At 46.8% G+C, this 23,957-nt stretch carries 16 protein-coding genes and 1 tRNA gene; 4 read left to right on the top strand and 13 right to left on the bottom strand.

Going from position 1 to position 23,957, the window contains the following annotated elements; translation table 11 throughout:
- Positions 1-102: 102 nt before the first annotated feature.
- From L4174_RS06825 to gcl, 4 genes are all read right to left on the bottom strand, one after another.
- A complete protein-coding gene (locus tag L4174_RS06825; protein ID WP_248139790.1) occupies positions 103-1,377 on the bottom strand; it encodes a glycerate kinase in 1,275 nt (424 codons plus the stop codon).
- 266 nt (positions 1,378-1,643) lie between these two features.
- Positions 1,644-2,531, bottom strand: coding sequence for a 2-hydroxy-3-oxopropionate reductase (locus L4174_RS06820; protein WP_248139789.1), 888 nt, complete (start codon positions 2,529-2,531; stop codon positions 1,644-1,646).
- A 10-nt stretch (positions 2,532-2,541) separates the two neighbouring features.
- A complete protein-coding gene (gene hyi, locus L4174_RS06815) occupies positions 2,542-3,324 on the bottom strand; it encodes a hydroxypyruvate isomerase (protein WP_248139788.1) in 783 nt (260 codons plus the stop codon).
- A gap of 29 nt (positions 3,325-3,353) precedes the next feature.
- A complete protein-coding gene (gene gcl / locus L4174_RS06810; protein ID WP_248139787.1) occupies positions 3,354-5,129 on the bottom strand; it encodes a glyoxylate carboligase in 1,776 nt (591 codons plus the stop codon).
- A 351-nt stretch (positions 5,130-5,480) separates the two neighbouring features.
- On the opposite strand from gcl, the gene aceB reads away from it, so the two are divergent.
- Positions 5,481-7,040, top strand: a complete 1,560-nt coding sequence (gene aceB / locus L4174_RS06805) for a malate synthase A (RefSeq protein ID WP_371929398.1) — start codon at positions 5,481-5,483, stop codon at positions 7,038-7,040.
- 188 nt (positions 7,041-7,228) lie between these two features.
- Positions 7,229-7,669: a heme-binding protein gene (locus tag L4174_RS06800; protein WP_248139786.1), complete on the top strand. Its 441-nt coding sequence runs from the start codon at positions 7,229-7,231 to the stop codon at positions 7,667-7,669.
- Positions 7,670-7,715: 46 nt separating this feature from the next.
- Here the strand turns inward: L4174_RS06800 and L4174_RS06795 are convergent, their stop codons facing one another.
- The 7 genes from L4174_RS06795 to L4174_RS06765 form a co-directional block, all read right to left on the bottom strand.
- Positions 7,716-8,045 carry a hypothetical protein gene (locus L4174_RS06795; protein WP_248139785.1) on the bottom strand — a complete coding sequence of 110 codons (330 nt, stop codon included), beginning with the start codon at positions 8,043-8,045 and terminating at the stop codon, positions 7,716-7,718.
- Between the two features lie 382 nt (positions 8,046-8,427).
- Positions 8,428-8,754 carry a hypothetical protein gene (locus L4174_RS06790; protein ID WP_248139784.1) on the bottom strand — a complete coding sequence of 109 codons (327 nt, stop codon included), beginning with the start codon at positions 8,752-8,754 and terminating at the stop codon, positions 8,428-8,430.
- Between the two features lie 770 nt (positions 8,755-9,524).
- Positions 9,525-9,779, bottom strand: coding sequence for a hypothetical protein (locus L4174_RS06785; RefSeq protein ID WP_254589127.1), 255 nt, complete (start codon positions 9,777-9,779; stop codon positions 9,525-9,527).
- A gap of 6 nt (positions 9,780-9,785) precedes the next feature.
- Positions 9,786-17,186 carry an RHS repeat-associated core domain-containing protein gene (locus L4174_RS06780; RefSeq protein ID WP_248139782.1) on the bottom strand — a complete coding sequence of 2,467 codons (7,401 nt, stop codon included), beginning with the start codon at positions 17,184-17,186 and terminating at the stop codon, positions 9,786-9,788.
- Entirely contained in the window at positions 17,186-17,518 is a 333-nt protein-coding gene (locus L4174_RS06775) for a hypothetical protein (RefSeq protein ID WP_248139781.1), read from the bottom strand. The genes L4174_RS06780 and L4174_RS06775 overlap by 1 nt, the downstream gene beginning before the upstream one ends.
- A gap of 425 nt (positions 17,519-17,943) precedes the next feature.
- Positions 17,944-19,638 (bottom strand): GGDEF domain-containing phosphodiesterase, encoded by a 1,695-nt coding sequence (locus tag L4174_RS06770; protein WP_248139780.1) that lies wholly within the window; start codon positions 19,636-19,638, stop codon positions 17,944-17,946.
- Between the two features lie 273 nt (positions 19,639-19,911).
- The gene (locus tag L4174_RS06765; RefSeq protein ID WP_248139779.1) at positions 19,912-20,799 is read right to left on the bottom strand and encodes a LysR family transcriptional regulator; all 888 of its coding nucleotides are present in this window, start codon (positions 20,797-20,799) and stop codon (positions 19,912-19,914) included.
- 108 nt (positions 20,800-20,907) lie between these two features.
- Between L4174_RS06765 and L4174_RS06760 the strand changes: the two genes are divergently transcribed.
- Together L4174_RS06760 and L4174_RS06755 are read left to right on the top strand one after the other, a co-directional pair.
- Positions 20,908-21,774, top strand: a complete 867-nt coding sequence (locus tag L4174_RS06760; RefSeq protein WP_248139778.1) for an MBL fold metallo-hydrolase — start codon at positions 20,908-20,910, stop codon at positions 21,772-21,774.
- A 5-nt stretch (positions 21,775-21,779) separates the two neighbouring features.
- Positions 21,780-22,397 carry a DsbA family protein gene (locus L4174_RS06755; protein WP_248139777.1) on the top strand — a complete coding sequence of 206 codons (618 nt, stop codon included), beginning with the start codon at positions 21,780-21,782 and terminating at the stop codon, positions 22,395-22,397.
- An 85-nt stretch (positions 22,398-22,482) separates the two neighbouring features.
- On the opposite strand, the gene L4174_RS06750 is transcribed toward L4174_RS06755, so the two are convergent.
- Both L4174_RS06750 and nspC read right to left on the bottom strand, forming a co-directional pair.
- Positions 22,483-22,556 (bottom strand) — tRNA-Cys (locus L4174_RS06750).
- Between the two features lie 199 nt (positions 22,557-22,755).
- Positions 22,756-23,889 (bottom strand): carboxynorspermidine decarboxylase, encoded by a 1,134-nt coding sequence (gene nspC, locus L4174_RS06745; RefSeq protein ID WP_248139776.1) that lies wholly within the window; start codon positions 23,887-23,889, stop codon positions 22,756-22,758.
- Positions 23,890-23,957: the final 68 nt, after the last annotated feature.

Raw genomic sequence — 23,957 nt, 5'->3', positions numbered from 1 at the left:
GCCGCTGACACTATTCCCAAAGGGCACACAGTCTCCAAGGACAAAGAAAACTGTGCCTACCGTTGCCTCTTACAACTGAACTCAAGGAGTCAATTTCTTACTTTATTCTTCCTTCGGAAGAATCAGGATGGCGCGAAAATCATTCACATTCGTTAATGTGGGACCTGTAGTTAACAATGAATCCAATTGTTTAAAGAAAGTGTATCCATCATTGTTATCCAGATAATCCTGACTATTGAGCTCTAATGCTTGTCCCTGATGGTAACTTTGAGGATTTAACACCGCACCGGCATTGTCTTCCACACCATCAATTCCGTCGGTATCAGCCGCCAGCGCATAAATTTGCGGATGCCCCTGCAACTCATGATACAGGCTGAGCAGGAACTCACTGTTTCGCCCTCCCCGGCCTTCCCCGCGAACAGTCACCGTGGTTTCCCCGCCCGACAGCAGCACACAGGGCGCGCTGAACGGCTGTTCACGCTCGGCAATTTGCTTTGCCAGTGCCGCGTGTACTTTCGCCACGTCACGAGATTCACCCTCAATGCAGTCACTCAGAATATGTGCCGGTATTCCCCAGTGACCCGCCTCATCGGCTGCCGCTTCCAGCGACAGCTGCGGGCTGGCAATCAGCGCAAAAGAAGCACGGGCCAGGCAGACGTCTCCCGGTTTAACCGTTTCAGATTCCGGGCTGTGCAGCCAGTCGGTCACACTATCGGGCACACTGACCTGATAACGGCTCAGAATTTCGAGCGCATCTTTACTTGTGGTTGGGTCAGCTACCGTCGGACCTGATGCAATCACAGTCGCTTCGTCACCCGGCACATCTGAGATAGCCAGCGTGATCAACCTGGCGGGTGCGACCGCTTTTGCCAGACGTCCGCCTTTAATAGCCGACAGGTGTTTACGAACACAATTCATCTCATCAATGGCAGCCCCTGATTTCAGCAGCGCTTTATTAATCTGCTGCTTCTGCGAGAACGTGATGCCGGGAGCAGGCAAGCTTAATAAGGCTGAGCCACCACCAGACAGCAGACAAATCACCAGATCGTTCTCATCCAGTCCTTCAACGAGACTTAAGATCCGCTCTGCAACTTCACGCCCGGCATCGTCCGGCACCGGATGCGCCGCTTCGATGACTTCAATTTGCTGACATTCAGTTGTATGCCCGTAACGGGTCACGACCAAACCTTCCAGCTCACCTTCCCAGACACTTTCCAGTGCTCTGGCCATTGAGGCTGCTGCCTTCCCGGCACCAATCACCACGGCCTTGCCTGTTTTATCTTCTGGCAGAAATTGCTTTAAGGTCTCACCGGGGAGGGCCTGTTTTACTGCACGATTAAACAGTGCAGTCAGAAATGCATGCGTTTCCATGTGCATGTTTTGCTCCACGTCATAGTTGCTCCCGGTATGATCACCAGGGGAAAAAACCCGAAACCGTCACTGTCACCCACATTTTTTCGGAACTGGTCGGAGCCGGCCGAGCCACCTCTGACAAGCAGCCGACTCCTTTTTATCCAACCCGCGGTTTCGGGACCACATAACCAAAGGAGACTCAAAAACTGTTATGTGACAAAAAGTTCGGAACGCAGCCACAGCCGTCGCTGCGCCCCGGGACGGTCACCCAAGTGCCGTCATTCAGCAAATTACTGACGGATACTGTGATTCGCCAGTTCTTCAATGGCACGGATCATTGCCGAGTGATCCCAGCCTTCACCGCCCAGCTGGACACAGGCGTCAAACAGGTTCTGTGCAGAACGGGTATTCGGCAGTGACACACCCAGTGCTTCAGCACCAGTCAGTGCCAGTTTCAGGTCTTTCTGATGCAGCTGAATACGGAAACCTGGTTCAAAAGTTCCTTTCACCATACGTTCACCGTGAACTTCCAGCACTTTTGAGTTTGCAAAACCACCCAACAGCGCTTCACGGACACGGGCCGGATCAGCACCGGCTTTCGAGGCAAAGACCAGTGCTTCAGCAACCGCTTCAATGTTCAGCGCAACAATGATCTGGTTCGCCACTTTACAGACCTGACCTGCACCGTTATCCCCCACCAGATTGATGTTCTGACCCATCACATCGAACAGCGGTTTTGCCTGAGCAAAGGCTTCTTCACTTCCGCCTACCATGATAGTCAGCGTTGCGTTGATTGCGCCCACTTCACCACCCGAGACAGGTGCATCCAGATATTCCGCACCGGTTTCTTTGACTTTGGCAGCGAAGGTTTTTGTTTCAATTGGCGAGATTGAACTCATATCAATCACAGTTTTGCTGGCGTCCAGGGCTGCAGCAACACCGTTTTCTGCGAACAGCACTTCTTCGACCTGCGGCGTATTCGGCACCATCAGGATGATGTAATCCGCTAATTCTGTCGCTGCTTTGGGTGAATGCACCACCTGAGCGCCATTCGCGACCAGATCTGCCGGTGCTTCGTTGTAATGATCAGAAAACACCAGTTGATGCCCTGCTTTTTGCAGGTTTTCGGCCATCGGTTTACCCATGATACCTGTGCCGATGAATGCGATAGTCGTCATGATCCTCTCCTTAGATTTGATTGAATGCTTTCAGCCAGCCCAGGCCTTCTTCCGTGGTAGTCTGCGGTTTGTACTCGCAGCCAACCCAGCCTTCGTAGCCAATTTCGTCCAGGTGCTTAAACATGAAGGTATAGTTAATTTCACCTGTGCCCGGTTCATGGCGGCCAGGGTTATCGGCCAGCTGGACGTGGCGGATTTGTCCCAGCTCACGGCTCAGCGTTGTTGCCAGATCCCCTTCCATGATTTGCATGTGGTAAATGTCGTATTGCAAATCCAGGTTATCACTGCCGACTTTCTCAATGATGTCCAGCCCCTGACGGGTGGTGTTCAGGAAAAAGCCCGGAATATCACGGGTGTTGATTGCTTCAATGACCAGATTGATGCCCGCTTTTTTCAATTCCGCTGCGGCAAAGCGCAGATTATCGACAAAAGTCGCTTCAGCCTGACCCGGGGTGACACCAGCAGGGACAATCCCTGCCAGACAGTTCACCTGAGTACAATTCAGCGCTTTCGCATAGCGAATGGCTTCCGGCACACCGGCACGGAATTCTTCTACGCGCTTGGGATCGACCGCGATACCACGGTCGCCGGCGTCCCAATCACCCGCAGGCAGATTGAACAGCACCTGAGTCAGACCAAACGCATCCAGTTTGGCTTTGATCGCATCGGCTTCGAAGGCGTACGGAAACAGATATTCCACCCCACGGAAGCCCGCCTGCGCGGCGGCTTCAAAACGGTCCATGAAAGGTACTTCCGTAAAAAGCATGGACAGGTTTGCTGCTAATTTCGGCATGTCACATTCCTTTTGCTGTTCGTGGCTGATTATTGATTGAAGGTGATGGCTGTTGGCGCATCGTCCTGACTTTCAGCCAGCGCTTCAAATTCATTGATGCCGTCAATTTCGACACCCATGGCGATGTTAGTTACACGTTCCAGAATCACTTCAACCACAACCGGAACCTGGTGCTTGTTCATCAGCACCTGAGCTTCACGCAGGGCGTCTGCAATGTTCTCTGGATCCGTGACACGAATCGCTTTACAGCCCAGACCTTCAACCACAGCAACATGGTCGACACCATAACCATTCAGTTCAGGGGCATTCTGGTTTTCAAACGCCAGCTGCACACAGTAATCGATGTCGAACTGACGCTGTGCCTGACGAATGAGTCCCAGATAAGAGTTGTTCACCAGAACATGAATGTAAGGCAGGTTGAACTGCGCACCGGCCGCCAGTTCTTCAATCATGAACTGGAAGTCGTAGTCACCAGACAGGGCAACCACCGGACGGTTCGGATCCGCCACGCGTACACCCAGTGCAGCCGGAATGGTCCAGCCCAGCGGGCCAGCCTGACCACAGTTGATCCAGTGATTCGGCTTGTAAACGTGCAGGAACTGTGCTGCCGCAATCTGAGACAAACCGATGGTGCTCACATAGCAAGTGTCTTCGCCGAATACTTTGTTCATTTCTTCATAAACACGCATTGGCTTCACCGGTGTTTCGGTGTAATGCGTTTTACGCAGCATCGTTGCTTTGCGTTCCTGGCACTCAGCAACCCAGGCACTGCGGTCAACCAGCTTGCCCTGCGCCTTCATATCTCGGGCAACGTCAACCAGGAGTTCCAGTGCTTCTTTGGCATCAGAAACAATCCCCAGATCCGGACAAAAAACACGACCAATCTGAGTCGGTTCGATATCGATGTGAACGAACTTGCGGCCCTGCGTATAAACATCCACCGAACCGGTATGACGGTTCGCCCAGCGGTTACCAATCCCGAAGACAAAATCAGAAGCCAGCATACTCGCATTACCGTAGCGATGCGCAGTCTGCAGACCAACCATACCTGCCATCAGCTCATGGTTATCCGGAATGGAACCCCAGCCCATCAGGGTCGGAATGACTGGAACACCTGTAATTTCAGCGAACTGTTGTAACAGATCGGCTGCACCCGCGTTAATCACGCCGCCACCGGAAACAATCAGTGGCTTCTCGGCTTCATTCAGCATCGACAGTGCTTTTTCAACCTGGGCACGGCTTGCCGTTGGCTTGTAAGGTTCCAGCGGTTCATAACTGTCGATATCGAATTCAATCTCAGCCAGCTGAACATCCAGCGGCAGATCGATCAGAACCGGCCCCGGACGACCTGAGCGCATCAGGTGGAAAGCATGCTGGAAGGCACGTGGCACCTGAGCAGGTTCCAGAACTGTCGTCGCCCATTTGGTCACTGGCTTCGCAATACTTTCGATATCAACGGCCTGGAAGTCTTCTTTGTGCAGACGGGCACGTGGTGCCTGACCTGTGATACATAAGATTGGAATGGAATCTGCCGAAGCCGAATACAATCCTGTGATCATATCGGTTCCCGCAGGACCGGAAGTACCGATACAAACACCAATATTTCCTGTATTGGTTCGGGTGTAACCTTCCGCCATATGAGAAGCACCTTCTACATGGCGAGCCAGAACATGATCAATGCCACCCAGCTTTTTCAGTGCAGCATACATTGGGTTAATTGCTGCACCCGGTACACCAAATGCCTGAATAACCCCTTCTTTTTTCAATACTTCAACGGCGGCTTCAATTGCCTTCATCTTCGCCATAGTGCCTCCTGCATAATTGTATACAATGTTGTGTATGATTGTATTCTAGACATACAAAAATGATCTTCGCAAGGGGACTTTCACGATTTAAAACAAAGTTAACAGACAACAAGGTCAGTTATTCTTTTGAAAACATCAGGTTATCAACAAAAACAAAGACACAGAAAAACAACATCAGGTTTACATAGTGATAAAAACCACTTTACCTCGTGAGGGCTCATGGGGTATAGATAATAGGAAAATTATAAGATGTATACAAAACGATAGACCGTTTGTTCTAAGGAGACGCAATTGGATACCCAACAACATCAAGAGGCACAAGCCGAATCCCTACAGCTCGCCGTTGATTCACTGTCACCCGAATATCAGGCGATTCTGAGCGATGATGCCATGGCTTTCCTGACAGCACTGGTCAGCCAGTTCTCTGGCCGTCTGGATTCGCTGCTGGCGCGCCGTGAAGTCCGGCAGCAAGAATTCGACCAGGGCAAGCTGCCGGGGTTTCGTGCAGACACGGCTGATATCCGAAATGATAAAAGCTGGAAAATTGCTGGCATTCCTGAGCCTCTTCAGGATCGTCGGGTAGAAATTACCGGCCCGGTAGATCGTAAAATGGTGATCAATGCGCTGAATTCCGGTGCAAAAGTCTTTATGTGTTGTTTCGAGGATGCCACTGCCCCAAGCTGGGACAACATGGTGCAAGGCCAGATCAACCTGCGTGATGCGAACCTCGGCGAAATGCGTTATTTCGACGACAGCCGTCAGAAAGAATATGTCCTGAATGACCATCCGTCTCTGCTGATTGCCCGCCCTCGCGGACTACACTTGCCGGAACAGCATATTCAGTTTCAGGGAAAAGCCATTTCGGGCTGCCTGATGGACTTCGGCCTGTACTTCTTTCATAACTACCAGTCCCGCGCAGCAAAAGGGCTGGGTGTTTACTATTACCTGCCAAAACTGGAATCCATGGAAGAAGGTGCCTGGTGGGCCGATGTATTCCGTTTCACCGAAAACTATTTCGGTGCAGAAACCGGCACGATTAAAGCGACGGTACTGATTGAAACCCTGCCGGCCGTTTTCGAAATGGACGAAATTCTTTATGCCATGCGCGACTACATTGTTGCGATGAACTGTGGCCGCTGGGATTACATCTTCAGCTACATCAAAACGCTGAAGCAACACAAAGACCGTATCCTGCCGGACCGCCACGATGTGACCATGGCCCAGCCATTCCTGACAGCTTACAGCCAGCTGCTGATCGCCACCTGTCACCAGCGCGGTGCACTGGCCATGGGCGGCATGTCTGCCTTTATTCCGAGCAAAGATCCGGAAGAAATGAAACAGGTTCTCGAGAAAGTGATTGAGGATAAAGAACGTGAATCCTCAAACGGCCATGACGGTACCTGGGTCGCCCACCCCGGTCTGGTCGATACCGCCATGACGGTTTTCAACCAGCGCCTTGGCGGAAAACCAAATCAGCTGGATTATCTGCCGCCTGCCGCCAATGACATCACCGCCGACGATCTGCTGGCCCCTTGTGAAGGTCACCGCAATGAAGCCGGAGTGCGGAAAAACATCCGGATTGCGCTGCTGTATATCGAAGCCTGGATCCGGGGTCTGGGATGTGTGCCGATTCACGGCCTGATGGAAGATGCAGCCACAGCGGAAATCTCTCGCGCCAATATCTGGCAGTGGATTCACCATGGCGTCACGCTGGATGACGGTCAGCTGTTCACCTCGGAATTATTCCGCCAATGGCTGCAACAGGAAGTCGACAGCCTGAAGTTTGAGCTGGACAACAATAGTCAGAACCGACGTTTTGATGATGCGGCACAACTGTTTGATGTGCTGTCGACATCAGACGAATTTGCACCTTTCCTGACCCTGCCGAGCTATCCGCTGCTGGTGGGTTAAGGATCTGCTCAGGGAAACATCCCGAGGCGGTAAGCAGATGACACCGGAACCAGAAAGTTCCGGAGTCAAACCGCTCACCGAGCATGGATTGGTGGCACAGAGAACAGAATACCCGGCAGTTCCTGCGGACTGCCGTTTGAATCAAAAAGAATTGTTTTGTCAGTTAATTCTTGATCGGAGGGATCACTATGAGCTTAACATTGGAAGATGCACTGGTAATTACCAAGGGCGCGTTCAGCACTGCCCTGACCAAAGGTGCTGCACCCCTGACCGTCGCGGTACTCGACAGTGGCGGTAAACTGATTTCCCTGCAACGCCAGGACGGCTCCAGCATGTTACGTCCTGAAATTGCGATAGCCAAAGCCTGGGGCGCCCTGGCACTCGGTTGTTCTTCGCGCAAGCTGGCGATTGATGCCCAGCAACGTCCGGCATTCATGTCGGCTGTGAATGTCCTTGCGGAAGGCAACCTGCTGCCCGTCCCCGGCGGAGTCCTCATTCGCGGAAGCGACAAGTGCCTGCTCGGTGCTGTCGGTATCAGCGGCGATTTATCAGAACTCGATGAGTTCTGCGCCATCGCCGGAGTTAAAGCCGCCAACCTGGTTCCTGACGAAGTAGAAGTCGTAGAGTAATGTCATCATAACGATAAAAAATTAGAGTCATCCAAAACCAGGGCCATCAATGATGGCCCTTCTTCCATCTCTCAGAATATCTGGCACTCATCAAGACATACATGGCAGCCCAAATCGTGATGAAATAAACTTTAAAATCGGGAAACATATGGGATATTGCAGCCAGAAACAAGCTCCCCCATAAGATCAGATGCAAATAAGGTTTCGCACCATCTAAACGAAAAAACTTTTGAAACCAAGGATAATAACTGACAAACAGCATCACCACACCAATCACCAGAAATGTCAGTGCCAGTTGCCCCAAAATCAGCATCATTGACGGTAGAATCAACAACATATCCATGAACATTACTTCTTTTGCTTGTATTTTCGCCACAATTCACGATCTCAATCCCCTCAATAAAAATGAAAAACCCACCTCTGCCCTGTCACATCGGATATATCTTTAAAAACTTGAGAAAAGACGATCACACTATTTATCAAACCAACAAATAATTAGTGGTAAATTTTATTTTTTGACTGTTTATCAGGATATCATACACACACCAAACCCACATCCAAAGCTCTGTTTTCAAATGAGACCTCGAAACCATCGAGAAATTGTTGAGGGTTTACCACAACAACCCACTAATAACAACTTACATATTGAATACAATTCAAGCTTTTCGGATATTATTTTTTACATGTAACGCACGAAAAAGGACCATTAACAATAGCCCTCTTTCTTTTGTAACAATTCAAAACTGAAATACAGAAAATTAACCTTTAATCAGCCACCAGCCTTCAAATTCTGTGTTATTCGGCCACCCATCAATACATTTAGTGATATTTAAGTTGCCTTCCCAACGAACCTGGACCGCCTTTCCACTCGCAAATGCAGTTAATGCCATAGACTCATCCGACTGAGTTGGCATCCGAATCCAATTAGTCAAGCCTTCAAGGGTTGCTACCTGGATTGACAACGTTTGTCTATCAAACCATTTATATACATTTTGAATTTTCCCTTCACAAGTGACTCCTGCAAAAGCATTCGGAATCATCAGCAAGCCAACAACGCCAAGAGCAATTTTAAAGATTGTTTTCATTTCCTTTGTCCTTACAAAAAATTTATCACACCAAAGATTGAACATTGAAATCATTTTACTGACAGAGGTGACATAACGTGTTCAGCAGTCCATATCCTATGGATTAGATTTTTACAAACCTATCAAATCCTTCCTGGAACGTTATCTTTTTATAAATTCAGCGATATATCACACCGAAAAGTTGTTAAAGTAAAAATCACACACCTCAATGACTTTTTTAATGTCACGGCAAGTACACTACTCTCAATAACGCCCCAACAATTTCTATAAAATCCACACACAAATGGGCCATCAGTGACGGCCCTTTGATTTATTCGCGTGAAATTATCCTACCCGGTAAGCTCTTATCCATGTTCCGGAACAATTGCCATCTTTATCATAACAAATATTCAGTAACTTACCACTGGCATAAGCCGTAAAAAGCCTGAATAAAACCTGTTGACGTGTTCCAGCAAGCACACTTGCATCTATCGAAAAATACCCCGTTTTACAAGTTGGATGCGACGAAGGCTGATTATTTAACCGAAATAAAGTATTGTTACTCTCTGTGTAAGTTAACACATCAGTGACAACCCCTGTCATATTTGCATTGTAATCCGCATGCGCACTCAATGATGAGCATGCTACAGCGATATGGAAAAGTGCGATTTTTTCATATTGAGAACATTCTTTATGATCTATATCTTATATGTGCTATTTAGGTTTATTTTCAGCACAACAAAATTACTGATTTGAGTGAGTCAAAAACACCAATTTATGACGCTAAACAATCACCACCCAATACCTCGTTTAACTGGTGGATTAGCAGGACTAACTTTAATATTCAGCATTTCCGTATTGTTTGAAATAAATAAGAATAGCATAATCGAAATAGCAAATGCTAAGAAGCATTGTAAAATCAATGCCCAATTGAAAATTTTATTTACCCACGCTTCTTTCATAAAAACACAAAACCTATTCAATGCATAAAAAACAACCAGCATTGTAAATAAAATAAGTAACACCCCAATTGAATTATCCATCATAGCACCTTAACAAGCAAAAGCATTACAACCCACTGGCTTAATAAATCCTTCTCGGATGCTCAATACTGAAGTCTTTGTTCTACTAACAGCAGCAGAGTACCCTCCACCTAAATTAACACTGACTCCATACTTGCCCGAGTCACTTTTTGAACCATTGAATAATACCAAACCAGCGCCAGCACTAATATTCGTGCCCGTTCCTGCAAAGTCATAAAAGTTACCTTCTGCCTTACCAAAGGTAACAAAAGCACCTACTTTACTTACAGGTAACTGTTTACGAGTACCAGGTATAGAAAATCCATCTGAGGCAGATTGAGTGTAGTAAAGACCAACATCAGACCGTCCTCCAAATAAAAATCCAATTTCAAGACCAATATCATAACCGCCGGTATCTCCACCAAAAAACTCAATTACGTTAGATGGTATAGTTACACTAAGCCCAATGAAATCTACATCCGCAGTTGGTAAATTATCATAGATTGTACTCTCTCTATGCATCTCATCATTAAACAACCTCGAAAACGCACCTGTCACAGCGCCGTTCTCAAATTTTCCACCGCTAAGCGCAGACCCAGTCCCGCCTAACACGGCTGCAGCAGCCACACGTCCCATCACGGCTACCCCACCATCTCCGGTTATCCTTGCGTCGATTTCAGGTGCAAATGCCTGTGTAACGGCCGCTGACCAGAAGCCGTCTCCAAATTTACCGCCATTCATCACCGAAGAAACGCCACCAGCAATACCGTGAGCCAGTGTTTTTGTTGCCCACGCTGCATTCCCAAATGCAATTTTTGCATTTGAAAAAGCATTACCGATTCCCATAAACATCAAACTTGTGGCGACAGATGTTAATGCACCTTTTACCCCCCCTTGGGCATAACCAAACATCGCAGCCATACCCATGGCTAACCATGGACCGGCACCGGGAACTAAGGAGGCCATTGTTATCAAAGCAATTTGTACAATCGCAACCGCATACTTATCCATAAATCGACCAATTTCTTTAAACAACTTCTTAAAGAAATGACCACTCGGATCGGTATACTTCATCGGGTTATTCAGCACATAATTATAGCGGTTGAACGACTGGCTATTGTTCGGTGCCTGAATAAAGGTGTCTGCGCTGACAAAACGGCCCAGCGTCGCATCATACATCCGGCCGTTCATGTGGATCAGATCCACTTCATCAACCTGCTCATGACCGGTATAACCCCGGTTGGTCAGCAATGCCTGCTGAACAAATGTCTGGTTGGTTTCCCAGACAAAATCACGCTCTTTACCCCAGGCATCAAAGTTGCGGCGATCAACCACATTGCCCCAGATGTCGGTAATCAGATCAGCACTGCCGAGTGCGTCGCTATGGAAGTAACGCAACTGCCTGTCGACAGATGCTTCTGTACCGTTTTTGGTGATTTTCTTGTCGATATTGAGCGCGACCAGTTTGCCGCCAGCACTAATGAACTGCTTGTGTTCAACATCACCGTTGCTGTAGTCAATCCGCTCGTAGGCTTTACCCAGATACCAGGTTTTGTCTCCTTGATGATTTGTTTTCAGGAAACGCGCCCTGTCCGGACCATAACTAAATGCTGCCCAGCTGTCACCGCGGGTAATTTTGGTCGGCTTATTAAAACTGCTCCATTCAAAAACACGACCATCACCTTCCAGCATATTGCCGTTCAGATCATAGGTATAAGTTCGCTCGCCAGCTTGAGTCACCGCATGAACATGCTGCTTATCCTGATAAGCGTACTGACCCACATCCGATTTGTACGTGATGTTGCCATTGACGTCGTAGTCCACACGATAGGTCTTGTTGAACAACGGGTTATCACGATTCAAGCCCAGTGTATCGACAATTTTATTTGTCTTTAATCGGTCGAGGCCATCATAGGTATAGGACTCTGAAATTCCCGTAATGACATCTTCACGTAAGTGAACGTTATCCATTGCATCGTAACGATAATGCAATAGACGTTTTGCTTTTTTCCCCTGATGGGTAGAAATATTCTGTAACTGACCATTACCCTCGTTATAGTCGTACTGATTCAGCAAACCGTTACCATAGGTTTCAGCGGTAATCCGCCCTTCAGCATCCAGACTGTTCAGTTTCCAGTAATAAATCCGGTTCTGATCGATTTGCTTCTCGGTCAGCTCTGTGAGCTGGGCATACTGAATCTGGTTCTGCTCGCCCAGGTCCTCATAGCGGGATGCCACCAGCATGGTCTGTTTGGTTAGTGTCACCAGCTGCGCCGCTGCTGCCGCATAGGTTGTTGCCTGCATGCGGGTATGTTCTTCCACATACTCCAGACGCTGGATCTCTGCCGCCAGCTGATTCAGACGCTGGAAGTATTTGCTGACCAGACTGTCGTATATCTGAGGCATGGATTTACTGATCCCCAGACGGGTCAGATCGTAAACACCATCATTGTTATAATCACCGAAGAATGCGGTTTCTCCGGTTGCTGTCAGACCCGAAACTTTACTCGCCCACTCAGACAGGCTGACTTTGCTTAATTGATCACCAACCAGTTTCAAGTGATACGCCGGTGGTGTGATCACCGGAATGCTGACGTCATTGTGAATCAGCACAAAGGTATCCGGCACTTCCAGATACAGATCACCTTGCGCATCTCGATATACTGTCAGCGTTTTATGGCTGACGTGACTATCGATATCCGAATTGCCACCACTGATATTCTTCACTTGCTCCAACAGCCACTCATATTCCTCACGGCGTTGGCTGTATGTCACCGCCTGATGTTGCAGCTCTTTCGACTTATGAACATAGTCAGATGCTTTCGCCAGTGCCTCTGCCAGCAGCGGTTGAATCACCTGTTTGTATTCTGTTGGACTAAAGTCCAGCTTGAACTGACTTGGCGCACCAGAAACACCAGTCATCACACCAGTGATAGCGTCATATTCATGTTCAAGTGTAAAGTTATTCGGGCGGACATCTTTCACAACCCGGCCAAGCTTATCATACACAAACTCACGCGTGAACGTATGGTCAGCCGTAAGGATTTCCTCTTTGTGCAGTTGGCCAAGGCTCGTATAACTCAGTTTCTTTATGTAACCCGGAGCCTCAGAGCGAATCAATGCCCCCTGCCAGGTTTCCCCGCCATGACTGTCGTAAAACCACTGACTTTCAGTCAACACACTTTTCGGTTGCTGATTTTCAACGATCCGCTTTTCGTCGATCCGTTTCACCATCCGGTTCAGCGCGTCATATTGCATGACAACGCTTTGCCCTTTGGCATCCGTTTGTTTCAGCAGATTTCCGAACGCATCGTATTCATAGCGCCAAAAGCCTAAATCAGGATCCTGGGTGGATTTTTTATTCCCGAGGTCATCATAGGTATTGGTGATAGCATCACCACCGGCACCCGTTGCTTTGGCTAATTGACCTGTCGGCGTGTATTCATTGATAACGCTGGCCGAGAGCGGTTGATCGACGCGGATCACCCATCCCATCGCATTGGTAAAGGTTGTTTTTTTCCGGCCAAGTGCATCCGTTTCAGTCACCGTCATCGGCGCATAGGCATAGGAGGCATACACATCCCCTTTCCCGGCAGGACCCGGCTCTGAGACAGACTGAAGACGACCCAATGCATCATAAGTCGTATTCGAATATTGTGGTGTATCGCCCTGATAATAAGGACGGCTGACTTTCACAATCTGATTTTTACCATTGTAAAAGGTATCTTTCAGGATCCAGCGTTTTCCACCCACAGACAGCGTAGCGGACCGCCATTCACGTTTAAACTTGTCGAAGAACTGTCTGGTTTCACCATTCCCATCTGATTTTGAGACCACACAATAAACAATCTGATCATTAGGCTTCAGAGAATCGCAAAGTGAATGATTTGCCGGCAAATACTGAATTGAGGTATTCAGCTGAGAAGCAGTCCCTTTGAGTACTTCTTTCTTCGTTTCCCGGCCAAAATCATCGTAATAGGATGCTGCGACCAGCCCATTACTATCTTTCACGATTGCCGTGTTTTCATATCGGTTGATTGTTTGCGTTGACGATTGACCCATTGCATTTGTTGTCACAACCGTGACCAAATTACCGCTGTAAGTTTTCTCAACCGTCGATTTTCTTTGCGCAATTACGCCATTACCTGCATAACCACTGACCTGTGTTGACTCAACAACACCTTCGTCATTGCGGGTATACATTGTCGTCAATGCTAAACGACTCCCTACGGCAGACACTTCTTGCGTCAGCAAGCCAGTCGCAGGATCATAATCAAACGAGGCCTCTCTGGTTTCAGTCCTGCCGTTCGGATCCGTATGTGTCACAGTCGATGCCATCAAACGGCCCAGATGCCATTTGGTTGTATCGTTTTGATAAACACTATTCGTTTGTTTTGTAAACGTTTCCTGTGCCAGCGTCACCGGGTTCTTTGCTGTGGTCGACACCGTCACAGTGCCTACATTTCCAAATTCATCGACGTCACTATTCTCAGTGACCACAGTGGAAACGAGCTGGCCGCTCAGATCATAACTCTGTTCCGTCGTTTTTTTCTGTTCAACTTGGTAGACACGAGCCGTCGTCACTCTGTTCGCTGTTCTCGTTAAGATTTGGTACTGATTACCATTTGATACAGTGCCCGTCTTAGAAATCTCATAGGTTGAATTTGAACGCCTTTGAATATGAGGCTTTATTGAATTAATTTCTGCCGAGGATAAACTTCGAACAGTTGCAAAATGATTTGGATTACCATTTTGATCATATGAATAGGCGCCGGTTTTATTAAATTCATAGTACTCATTTGACGGAATGACGATCGGAATGAAAGCATCACCATGAATTGGAATAAATTTATCCGGTGCTTTCAGGTAACTTTTTCCGTTCACCTGATGCAATTCATATCGATTCGTTTCAGCAGCCGACAAAATTTCAACTTTGCCAAATAACGGGCTGAGGCTAACGGTCTCGGCAATCTGCTGATCGTAATGTGATGCAGTCAAAGCAACCGAACTCTCAAACTCAGTTTGACTTTGATTCAATAATACAGATTTATTTCCATAATATTCACTGCTTTCTTTGACTGTGCCATTGAGTGGAAAATCAGTGTTGTAATAGGTTTCACGAACACGAGTGAGTTGATCATTATTTTTCTCTTTCTGTTGTATCCACTTAAATCCGGAGAAGCCATGACCGAGTAAATCATAACTTGCAGAGCCATAGGTGAAATCATAGGTATTAAATATATTGGTGCCAGCTCCATTTTCTGATTTGAGCTGTTTCACAATATACATTGGACCGAATGCATTCAGCTTCGGAAACTTGTAATTCAGTTTACGAGTATCGCCAGGATATAACGCATCTTTATGATATGTATGACTGTCAAATAACGTCGTAAAAGTAACAGATGAGTGATGTCCCAACCCATTCGTTACACCTGTCAATAAGTTTGGCGATGGTTTAATCGTTGTGTTTTCGCTACACCGAATATAACCATTATTTTTATCACCCACATGGCGACAGTATTCAACGTTGCCATTACTATTCGTATCCTGTAACCAATGATGATCTCTATATCCCCAATCATTCACGCCAAATGTATAATCTACCCAGCTATTTTTACCGCTCATTGTTGAGCAACGCATATAAGTATTATGCTTTTCACCGACAGCTCGGCAATACTCTGGTTTGCCATCTTTATTGAAGTCAACCCACCAGCGTTTATCACTGTAACCCCAGTCAATCCCTGAGACTTCAAAACCAGTCTTTAGCTCACTCACTTTACCAACTGAACCCAGCGAGCAACGCATTCTACTATTTGCGCCTGATTTATCACCTACAGCACGGCAATAATCACTGGCACCATCACCATTTACATCCGTCCACCAACGGCGATCATCATAACCCCAGTCATCAATATGAAGATCTTTTGTGGCGAAAATTCTGTCACCATTAAAGAGATCACATCTCAGCGTACCGCCGTGGCCAGCATCACTTACAGCACGGCAATAATCCTGAAAGCCATTCCCATCGATATCGGCCCACCATGTTCTTTTAATATCCCCCCAGTTTGAAATATTGAATTTCTTCTCATAGAAGGATCGACCATCTTTATTGATACTACAACGAAGTAAGCTGCCATCACTGCGGCAAAAATCAATTCTGCCATCACCATTAAAATCCAGCCACCAACGCCGATCTTTATCCGTCCCCCATGCGCCAATATGGATTGAGAAACTCGTTACACCACTCGTTGAAAAATTTGAACAATATAAATTACTACCCGAGAGAAGGCAGTATTCAGTTTTTCCATCATTATTGACATCAAGCCACCAGCTTTCACTCGCATCTTTATACTTAAACGGATGAGCCAATGTTTTGCCGTTACCCAGATTACATATAAGCTGCTTGGCATGAAAACCAAATGGGTCATCAGTTGTACTTCGGTAAAACTTCTGACAATAATCGAGCTTTTTATCTGCATCCACATCGACCCAGGCACCTTCTGATAATCCATTAGATGACCATCTCTGCATTGTGATTGCTATTGATTCATTTAAGCGGAATGCAGTATTGTTTTTCCAATGAAAACTCGTTTTCGGCAAACACTCACCATTACGATTACAGTATTGAACTGCCGTGAGGCGTGCAGGTGTGTTTGTTTTAAAATCATCGCCAGTGTATGTCAATTGATAATAGTTTTTCAGCTTCCCATTAACTGAAACAGTGACTTTATTCAGTTTTTCATATTGACTCTTAACTTTGCCATTAACTTTCGCAAGCACACCATTTTGGACAGAACTTGTGAGATTCTGATAAGCAAAATCAATACTGAAGACATCATAAGTAATTTTGTGAATCAGATTGTTCGCAGTATATCTGTACTGAATGATATTTTTGTTAGCCGTGTCGGTGGATTCAGTCAGTAACCAGGCAGATTTTTCAGCGTCATTTGTATAGGTTAATACATCACCAGACTTAGTTTTGACGACAAATTTACTGCTGCTACCTAATGTATCTCCAATAAGTGTGATCTGACTGTACTGATCAATTTCCGTTTGATAACGCGATCCACTCCGGCCCCGCTGACCAGACACGGATATCAGGCGTGAGCCGTCCAGACAGAAATTATCCTCATATGTATAATTCGGGGAACGCGCGAAACCATCCGTGCCAAAGGTTGAACCGCATCGCGTAATCACACTTAATCCAGATAAGGAGAAGCCAGGGCCTAACGAACTGTATCCTGCTCCTTGGCTGCTATAAGAAATCGTCAGCTGGGGCGTGTTTCCACCACGCCCTTCGGGCAATTGCAACGGAATTTGATACATCGCCGCACCTGAATCCACCAAAAGCTCACCGGGTAAAGTTCCGATCGTCGTGGCGTATGAAACAGAGGTAAATAGCGTGAGGAAAGCCAACATGAACTGACGCATTATTCTTCCTTATTCAAATATTGTTGTAATGAGGAAATTTCTTCATTCAGTTGATTGAGATCGTAATTATCGTTTTCTTGTGGGGTTGATGCCTGCTCTTGCAACATTGCTTGTTCATCCTGGAGAACGAGCTTTCTTAACTGTTTCACACTGATCTGTGAATTGAGTTTATCCACCGTATACCCATCTTCAACAAAGCCTCTACCAGGATAATTTTCTTCGACACTTTGCTCAGGTGGGACCTCTGTTTTCTTTTCCATATGCCAGAGATAATAGTTCCCAATGCTCAAAGCAAGAATGGCAGAAAATGTAAAACAAATGATGTTTTTCATGAAAATGTGACTTAATAAATATACTAGTAAAATAGATCGACACGATACTTGTCAAAATATTTGAGACTGAGGATTTTATAGGAAATTAATTTAGAAAAGATTAAACCAGATCACTCTAAAATTCAGAATATGAAATTATTTATTCCATTTTAGAAACTGATATATGACTCATATTTTAATAAAAAATATAAGTCCCAGTATCCATGCAAAATACAATCACATTGATGTTATAGAAGATAAATTCTGGATTGGCGCAGCTAAACGCACCTGGTATCGCTGAAAATAACAGACAGGGAAATTTTACTGCTCGAAAATTTGACATCACAACAACATTTGTTTAGCTTGCTGAGGTGAAGCTAAACAGATGTCGCATAAAGTCAATGAGAGGAGTAAAACAAAATAAGTAGTGGACGGAAAAAACAGTATCAGTTTCTTCTCAAATCAAGCAGCTTTTCCCCGACCATGGGACGATAGAAATGATAGCCTTGCATGAAATCAACACCAGCTTCTCTGACTAATTCTGCCTGGGCATGCTCTTCGATGCCTTCAGCAACGACTGTGATCCCCTTCTCACGACACATAGCGACCAGGAATTTGACATAGGAATAGACAGACGAATCTTCCGCCATTTTATTCACAATGCACCGGTCCAGCTTGAGTTGAGTAAAAGGAATAGAAAAGAAGGTATTTAAAGAAGAATAACCTGAGCCAAAATCATCTAATGAAATTGAAAAGCCCAGTTTATTGAGTGTCAGCAGCTGCTCGACAGCAAACATGTTGGTTTCCAAAACTGCCGATTCAGTCACTTCAACACTCAGAGCTCCCGGGGACAACTGATATTGATCCACAATCGACAAAAACTGCTGAACAAAGTCGGCCTGCATTAATTGAATCACAGAAATATTCACCGACACCTTGATGTCATGCTGATGCTCTTTACGATACTGAGCAATATAAGAACAGGCCAGATGCAGTACATGATAGCCAAGCGGAATGATTTCCTGATTTGCTTCAGCAATCCCGATAAATTCACCCGGATTAATTTCGCCGTGTGAAGCACTATTCCAGCGTAGTAAGGACTCGACACTCATGATTTTCCCAGTCGATGCGCAAACAATAGGCTGGAACATCAAATAGAACTCGTTGTCCTGAATTGATTTCTCGATACCGGTTTCCAGAAAAAGGTGTCGCTCAATGGCCCGCTGTTCATCATCCGCATAAAATGCAATCCGTGAGTCACGCTCCTGGCCATATCGCATAATCAACATGGATTTGTATAAAACCGATTCTTCATCTTCGGCAACAAAGGGGTCATCCGGCAATTGATAAACACCGGCATTTAATTTTTGAATTGCCATATGATGTACAGTGCGGAAGCGCTGATCAAACAAGGTGATGACTTTATTAATTGTCTTGCACAGGAAATCTTTCTCAAGGTTGCCCTTCAGCATGACTACAAATTCATCAGAATACGTCCGATAGATCAGATTCGTCTCTGTAAAGACTTCAGCAATTGTCTCGGCACACAACTGTATTAAACGATTGGCGGCCTGAAAGCCAAAAACTTCGACAAACTGACAAAACTTCGTCAGTCCGAAAGTAACAATGGCGCACGAGACTTCCTTCGTCTGCATTGTTTTCAACTGTTCAACCAATTGACGCCGATTCCCTAAGCCGGTCAGCGAATCATGGTAAGCCAGTTGATAGAGTTTTTCATCGTGCAGTTTTTTCTCAGTGATATCTTTGTGTGAACCAACCAGATATTGCAGCTCACCGTGTTCGTTCGTCTTGAGTACGCCGATGGCTTCAATCCATCGATACTCATTCTGCCGATTCCGGATGCGATATTGAGAAGACACATGACTGATTTTCTCCGTCACCTGCTGATTCACATTCTTTTTGAATTGTTCAACATCATCAGGGTGAATAATCGCCAGCCACTCATGAAGCGGGGAGCCATTTAAAGTCACGTCAAATTTTTCGTAGAAACGCGTGTTATAGAATTTCACAACGTTTCCCGGGGTCATTTCCCACAGGCCTTCACTGCCCGCATCAAAAATTTCTAATAATAGATCCTGATTTACAGCTAATAAATTGATGTCGACAATACCTGTTTTCACGCCGTACCCAGCTCACTGACCCGATGAAAAAGTGAGCGCATAATATACCACATGGCGATATCCAATAAACATATCAACAAAGCGAATATGTGCTTTAGCAATCAAAACAGTGATAAAAATTGGTTTTTCCTCATAAGCTAACGTATGAAGCTATTGACACAAAATTTTATGGAACATATGACTTATACTTTCTCATCAATCATCAGAACTCAGCGTCTGTGTCTCTGATTTTGTTCAATTTTATTTACATCACCTTCAGGAAAGAGCCTCTGTTCACCACTTGATCCCTTCAAAAAACTGCGCCAGATGGTCAATCAGTCCCCTGACTGCAGGGAGCAAATATTCTCTCGATGGATACAAAGCATAAATCGACATGGACTTAGGCGCCCAATCACTCAGCACCACGTTCAGACGCCCCTCTGCGAGCTCATCGACGACCAGGTAGGCTGGCTGCATACTTACTCCAGCACCTGCAAGCGCGGCTGATTTCAGCACCGTCGCTTCGTTTGACACAAACCGGCACTGTACCTCAACAGACTCAGTCATCCCGTCTTTTGTTAAATGCCAGACATGCTGCTCGAAACTACGATTGCCAAGACATTGCTGCTGTGACAGATCACCGGGCGAAAGGATTGCCGGAGCACTGGCCAGATATTCCGGCGAAGCGACCAGCACGGAGTCACACCGTGCAATGGGTTTACCAATTAAAGAAGGATCCGGTGCCATCGCAATCCGGATTGCCAGATCAAAGCGTTCTGCAATTAAGTCTGTTGTCTGATCCCGGACATCGACTTCGACAGAAACCTCAGGATGTTTCACCAAAAATGCCTGTAGCGCTGTTGCCATTTGCGCATGGCCAAAGGACATACTGGTTGTCAGCCGGATATGCCCCGAAAGACTGTCAGTGGGCTGAAGCGTCACGGCGATCTGCTCGGCCTGCTCAACCCAGTGCTTCATTTCTTTCAGACAAAGCTGTCCGGCTGTGGTCAGCGCCACTTTACGTGTCGTGCGCTGCAACAACCGGGTTTTCATCCATGCCTCCATCGTGGCGATATAACGGGTCACCATCGAACGGGACATCTCCAGCCGTTCTGCCGTTGCAGTAAAGCTTTCTGTGGTCGCGACATCAATAAACACTTTTGCTGCGGTCAGTCTGTCCATTTATTTGTCCGATTTAAGAAACAATGTTGTTGAAGATTGATTCTATATCCAATCGAATGAGATCGCTATGATGCTTGCCATTCCCAATGACATTATCTGGAGCAAACAATGAAAAAGACTTTTTTAATGGCAGCATCTCTCGTAGCCCTTTCAACTGCAACTCTGGCTGAAGCCGCACCACTATCGACTCAGGTTTACAATGCCGACGGCAACAGCTTCCATGTGAATGCCACGCTGGTTTACGGTGAGCATGATGCCCTGCTGGTTGATACGGGTTTTACCCGTGCCGATGCCATGCGAATTGCTGCGATGGTACTGGACAGCGGTAAAACGCTGAAAACCATTTTCATCAGCCAGGCTGACCCGGATTACTACTTTGGTGCTCAGGTTCTGAAAGCTCAGTTTCCTGAAGCGCGTCTGATCACCACACCTGCAGTCCGTGAAGTCATCAAAGAGAAAATGGCAGGCAAACTGGCATTCTGGACACCAAAAATGGGTGAGAACGCACCGGTTAAAACCCTGCTGCCTGAGGCTTATGAGAAAACCACGCTGACTGTTGATGGGGAAACCGTTGAAATTCATGACACATCCGGTGCACTGGCACACCGTCCTTATCTGTGGATCCCGTCCAGTAAAACAGTACTCGGAAATGTTGCGGTATATGGCAATGTTCACCTGTGGATGGCAGACGCTCAATCTCAGGCTGAGCAATCCGCCTGGACACAACAGCTGGAATCCATGAAGGCTCTGAAGCCTCAGACGGTCATTCCGGGTCATATGAAAGCCGGTACGCCGATGACCGCTGAAAACATCCAGTTTTCCCTGAATTACCTCAAGGCATTCCAGCAAACTGTGAAAGCCAGTGACAACAGTCAGCAGGTGATCAGCAAAATGGAAAAACGTTATCCGGATGCCGGTCTGCCGATGGCGCTGAGTATCGGTGCTCAGGTTCACATGGGAGAAATGAAATGGTAAGCGCAATGACCAAAGTTCATTACTTTTTCGATCCTCTCTGCGGTTGGTGCTTCGGCGCCAGCCCCCTGATTGACCATCTGGTACAGCGTGATGACATTCAGCTGAACCTGCACCCCGGCGGCCTCTTCGACAGCCGGGAGCTGAGTCCGGAAACCCGCCAGCATTTTCTGGAAAGTGATCAGAAAATTCATTCGATGAGCGGAGTTGAATTTGGCGCAGCCTATCAGGCGAAGATGCGTGATGCTGACAGCGTCGTGCTTGATTCCATGCTGCCTATTCGTGCCATTCTTGCGGCTGCACAGAGCGGATACTCCGCCACAGAGATGCTCAAACGTATTCAGCTGGCCCATTACCAGCAGGGAAAAACTGTACACAGCGTTGAAGCATTAAATTCTCTGGCTGCTGACATGGGGATCCCTGCGGACACCTGGAACGAGATATTTGCTCAGACAGATGTACAACCAGAAATTGCCAGCACCACCAGCCTGATGATGAAACAGCATTTGCGCGGCTATCCGTCGATGACGGTTGAAATTGACGGCCAATGGATCAGTGTTCCGGTACAGTCTTACTTTGGCAATCTGAAAGCCTGGGAGACGTTTTGGAATCAGCTTTCACGGTAAGTCAGGATCAAAAAAAGCCAGCTTTAAAAGCTGGCTTTTTGTCTGACTCGCAGAACCAAAGCGAACGCATCACTCTGGTGAAATATGGAGGCGCGTCCCGGAGTCGAACCGAGGTCCACGGATTTGCAATCCGCTGCATAGCCACTCTGCCAACGCGCCATTCTGTGAGACCGCTTCATGTGCTGCGGTACGGGTGCTAATTTACTGATTTTCAGATTTGAGTCAAACAAAAATTGTCATTTTTATTTCAGTTGATTAAATTTTCATTCAACCAGTCAAAATGTGCACCAAACTTGATTTGAAGTAGATAAAATAAGGGCCGGTCATCGACCAGCCCAAAATTTATATCTGTCGGAAATTACGCGACTGACCACTGAGACAGTGAACGTTTGAAGTCTTCGTAACCGAATTCATTCAGCTTCTGAACCTCGCCATTGGCACGCTGGCAATAAATCGACGGCATTTTCAGGCCATTGAACCAGTTCAGTTTCACCATGGTGTACCCGGCGCTGTCCATGATGTGCAGACGCTGGCCAATTTCCAGCGGCTGATCAAACTGAGTCACACAGAACTGATCACCGGCCAGGCATGAACAGCTGCCAATCACATAACGGTGATCACCCTGCTCGCTGGCGCCGCGGATAGTTGCCGGCTCATTATAAATCAGCGTATCCAGACGGTGTGCTTCAGTCGCACTGTCGACAATCGCAGTTTTCAGCTCATTTTCAACGATATCGACCACAGTCACGACCAGATCGGTGGTTTGTGTGATGATGGCTTCGCCCGGCTCCAGATACAGCTGAACGTCATGTTTCTCAGAAAACGCTTTCAGGGCAGCCGCCAGTTTCTCGACATCGTAGCCCGGCCAGGTGAAGAATACGCCACCGCCCAGACTCACCCATTTCAGTTGATCCAGGTAAGGACCAAACTGCTCAGAAATTGCATCCAGCAGACGGATGAAGGCGTCAACATCTTTGTTCTCACAGTTCATGTGGAACATCACGCCATCAAGGTTACTGAATACGTCAGGGTTAATGTGATCAAACTGAACACCAAGACGTGAGAACTGACGAGCCGGATCCGCCAGATCCTGGCCTGCATAGCTCACACCCGGGTTCAGACGCAGACCCAGCTCAGCTTTACCTTCCACCAGATGGCGGTAGGCAGCCAGTTGATTCTGCGAGTTAAAGATCATTTTGTCGCAGATATCCGCCACTTCTTTCACGTCATCTTCGCTGTAACCCACGCTGTACGCATGCGTTTCACCACCGAAGGTGTCGTAACCCAGCCTCACTTCAAACGGACCGCTGCTGGTCGTGCCGTCCAGGTACGGCTTGATGATGTCAAACACGCCCCAGGTGGAGAAACATTTCAGAGCCAGCACCAGCTTAGCGCCAGACAGTTCTTTCAGTTTTTTTGCGATTTCAAGATTGCGGATCAGTTTGGTCTCATCAATCATGAAATACGGTGTTTTCAATTCCGGATGCTGCATAATCTTCACTTCTATTTAAAGAAGCCGATGTCGTTTCCGACACCGGCTTAATACTCATCAAATGAAAT

This window comes from Photobacterium sp. CCB-ST2H9 (genome assembly GCF_023151555.2).
GTDB lineage: Bacteria > Pseudomonadota > Gammaproteobacteria > Enterobacterales > Vibrionaceae > Photobacterium.
The sequence above is the reverse complement of the archived record's forward strand: the minus strand, read 5'-3'. Positions and strand labels throughout refer to the sequence as shown.

Bases quoted from the DNA above. Each gene is read 5' to 3' on its own strand.
- L4174_RS06800 (WP_248139786.1), top strand. From the start codon at position 7,229: ATGAGCTTAACATTGGAAGATGCACTGGTAATTACCAAGGGCGCGTTC.
- gcl (WP_248139787.1), bottom strand. From the start codon at position 5,129: ATGGCGAAGATGAAGGCAATTGAAGCCGCCGTTGAAGTATTGAAAAAA.
- hyi (WP_248139788.1), bottom strand. From the start codon at position 3,324: ATGCCGAAATTAGCAGCAAACCTGTCCATGCTTTTTACGGAAGTACCT.
- L4174_RS06765 (WP_248139779.1), bottom strand. From the start codon at position 20,799: ATGGACAGACTGACCGCAGCAAAAGTGTTTATTGATGTCGCGACCACA.
- L4174_RS06820 (WP_248139789.1), bottom strand. From the start codon at position 2,531: ATGACGACTATCGCATTCATCGGCACAGGTATCATGGGTAAACCGATG.
- L4174_RS06755 (WP_248139777.1), top strand. From the start codon at position 21,780: ATGACCAAAGTTCATTACTTTTTCGATCCTCTCTGCGGTTGGTGCTTC.
- L4174_RS06760 (WP_248139778.1), top strand. From the start codon at position 20,908: ATGAAAAAGACTTTTTTAATGGCAGCATCTCTCGTAGCCCTTTCAACT.
- L4174_RS06825 (WP_248139790.1), bottom strand. From the start codon at position 1,377: ATGCACATGGAAACGCATGCATTTCTGACTGCACTGTTTAATCGTGCA.
- L4174_RS06780 (WP_248139782.1), bottom strand. From the start codon at position 17,186: ATGCGTCAGTTCATGTTGGCTTTCCTCACGCTATTTACCTCTGTTTCA.
- L4174_RS06790 (WP_248139784.1), bottom strand. From the start codon at position 8,754: ATGAAAACAATCTTTAAAATTGCTCTTGGCGTTGTTGGCTTGCTGATG.
- nspC (WP_248139776.1), bottom strand. From the start codon at position 23,889: ATGCAGCATCCGGAATTGAAAACACCGTATTTCATGATTGATGAGACC.
- L4174_RS06785 (WP_254589127.1), bottom strand. From the start codon at position 9,779: ATGATGGATAATTCAATTGGGGTGTTACTTATTTTATTTACAATGCTG.
- L4174_RS06775 (WP_248139781.1), bottom strand. From the start codon at position 17,518: ATGAAAAACATCATTTGTTTTACATTTTCTGCCATTCTTGCTTTGAGC.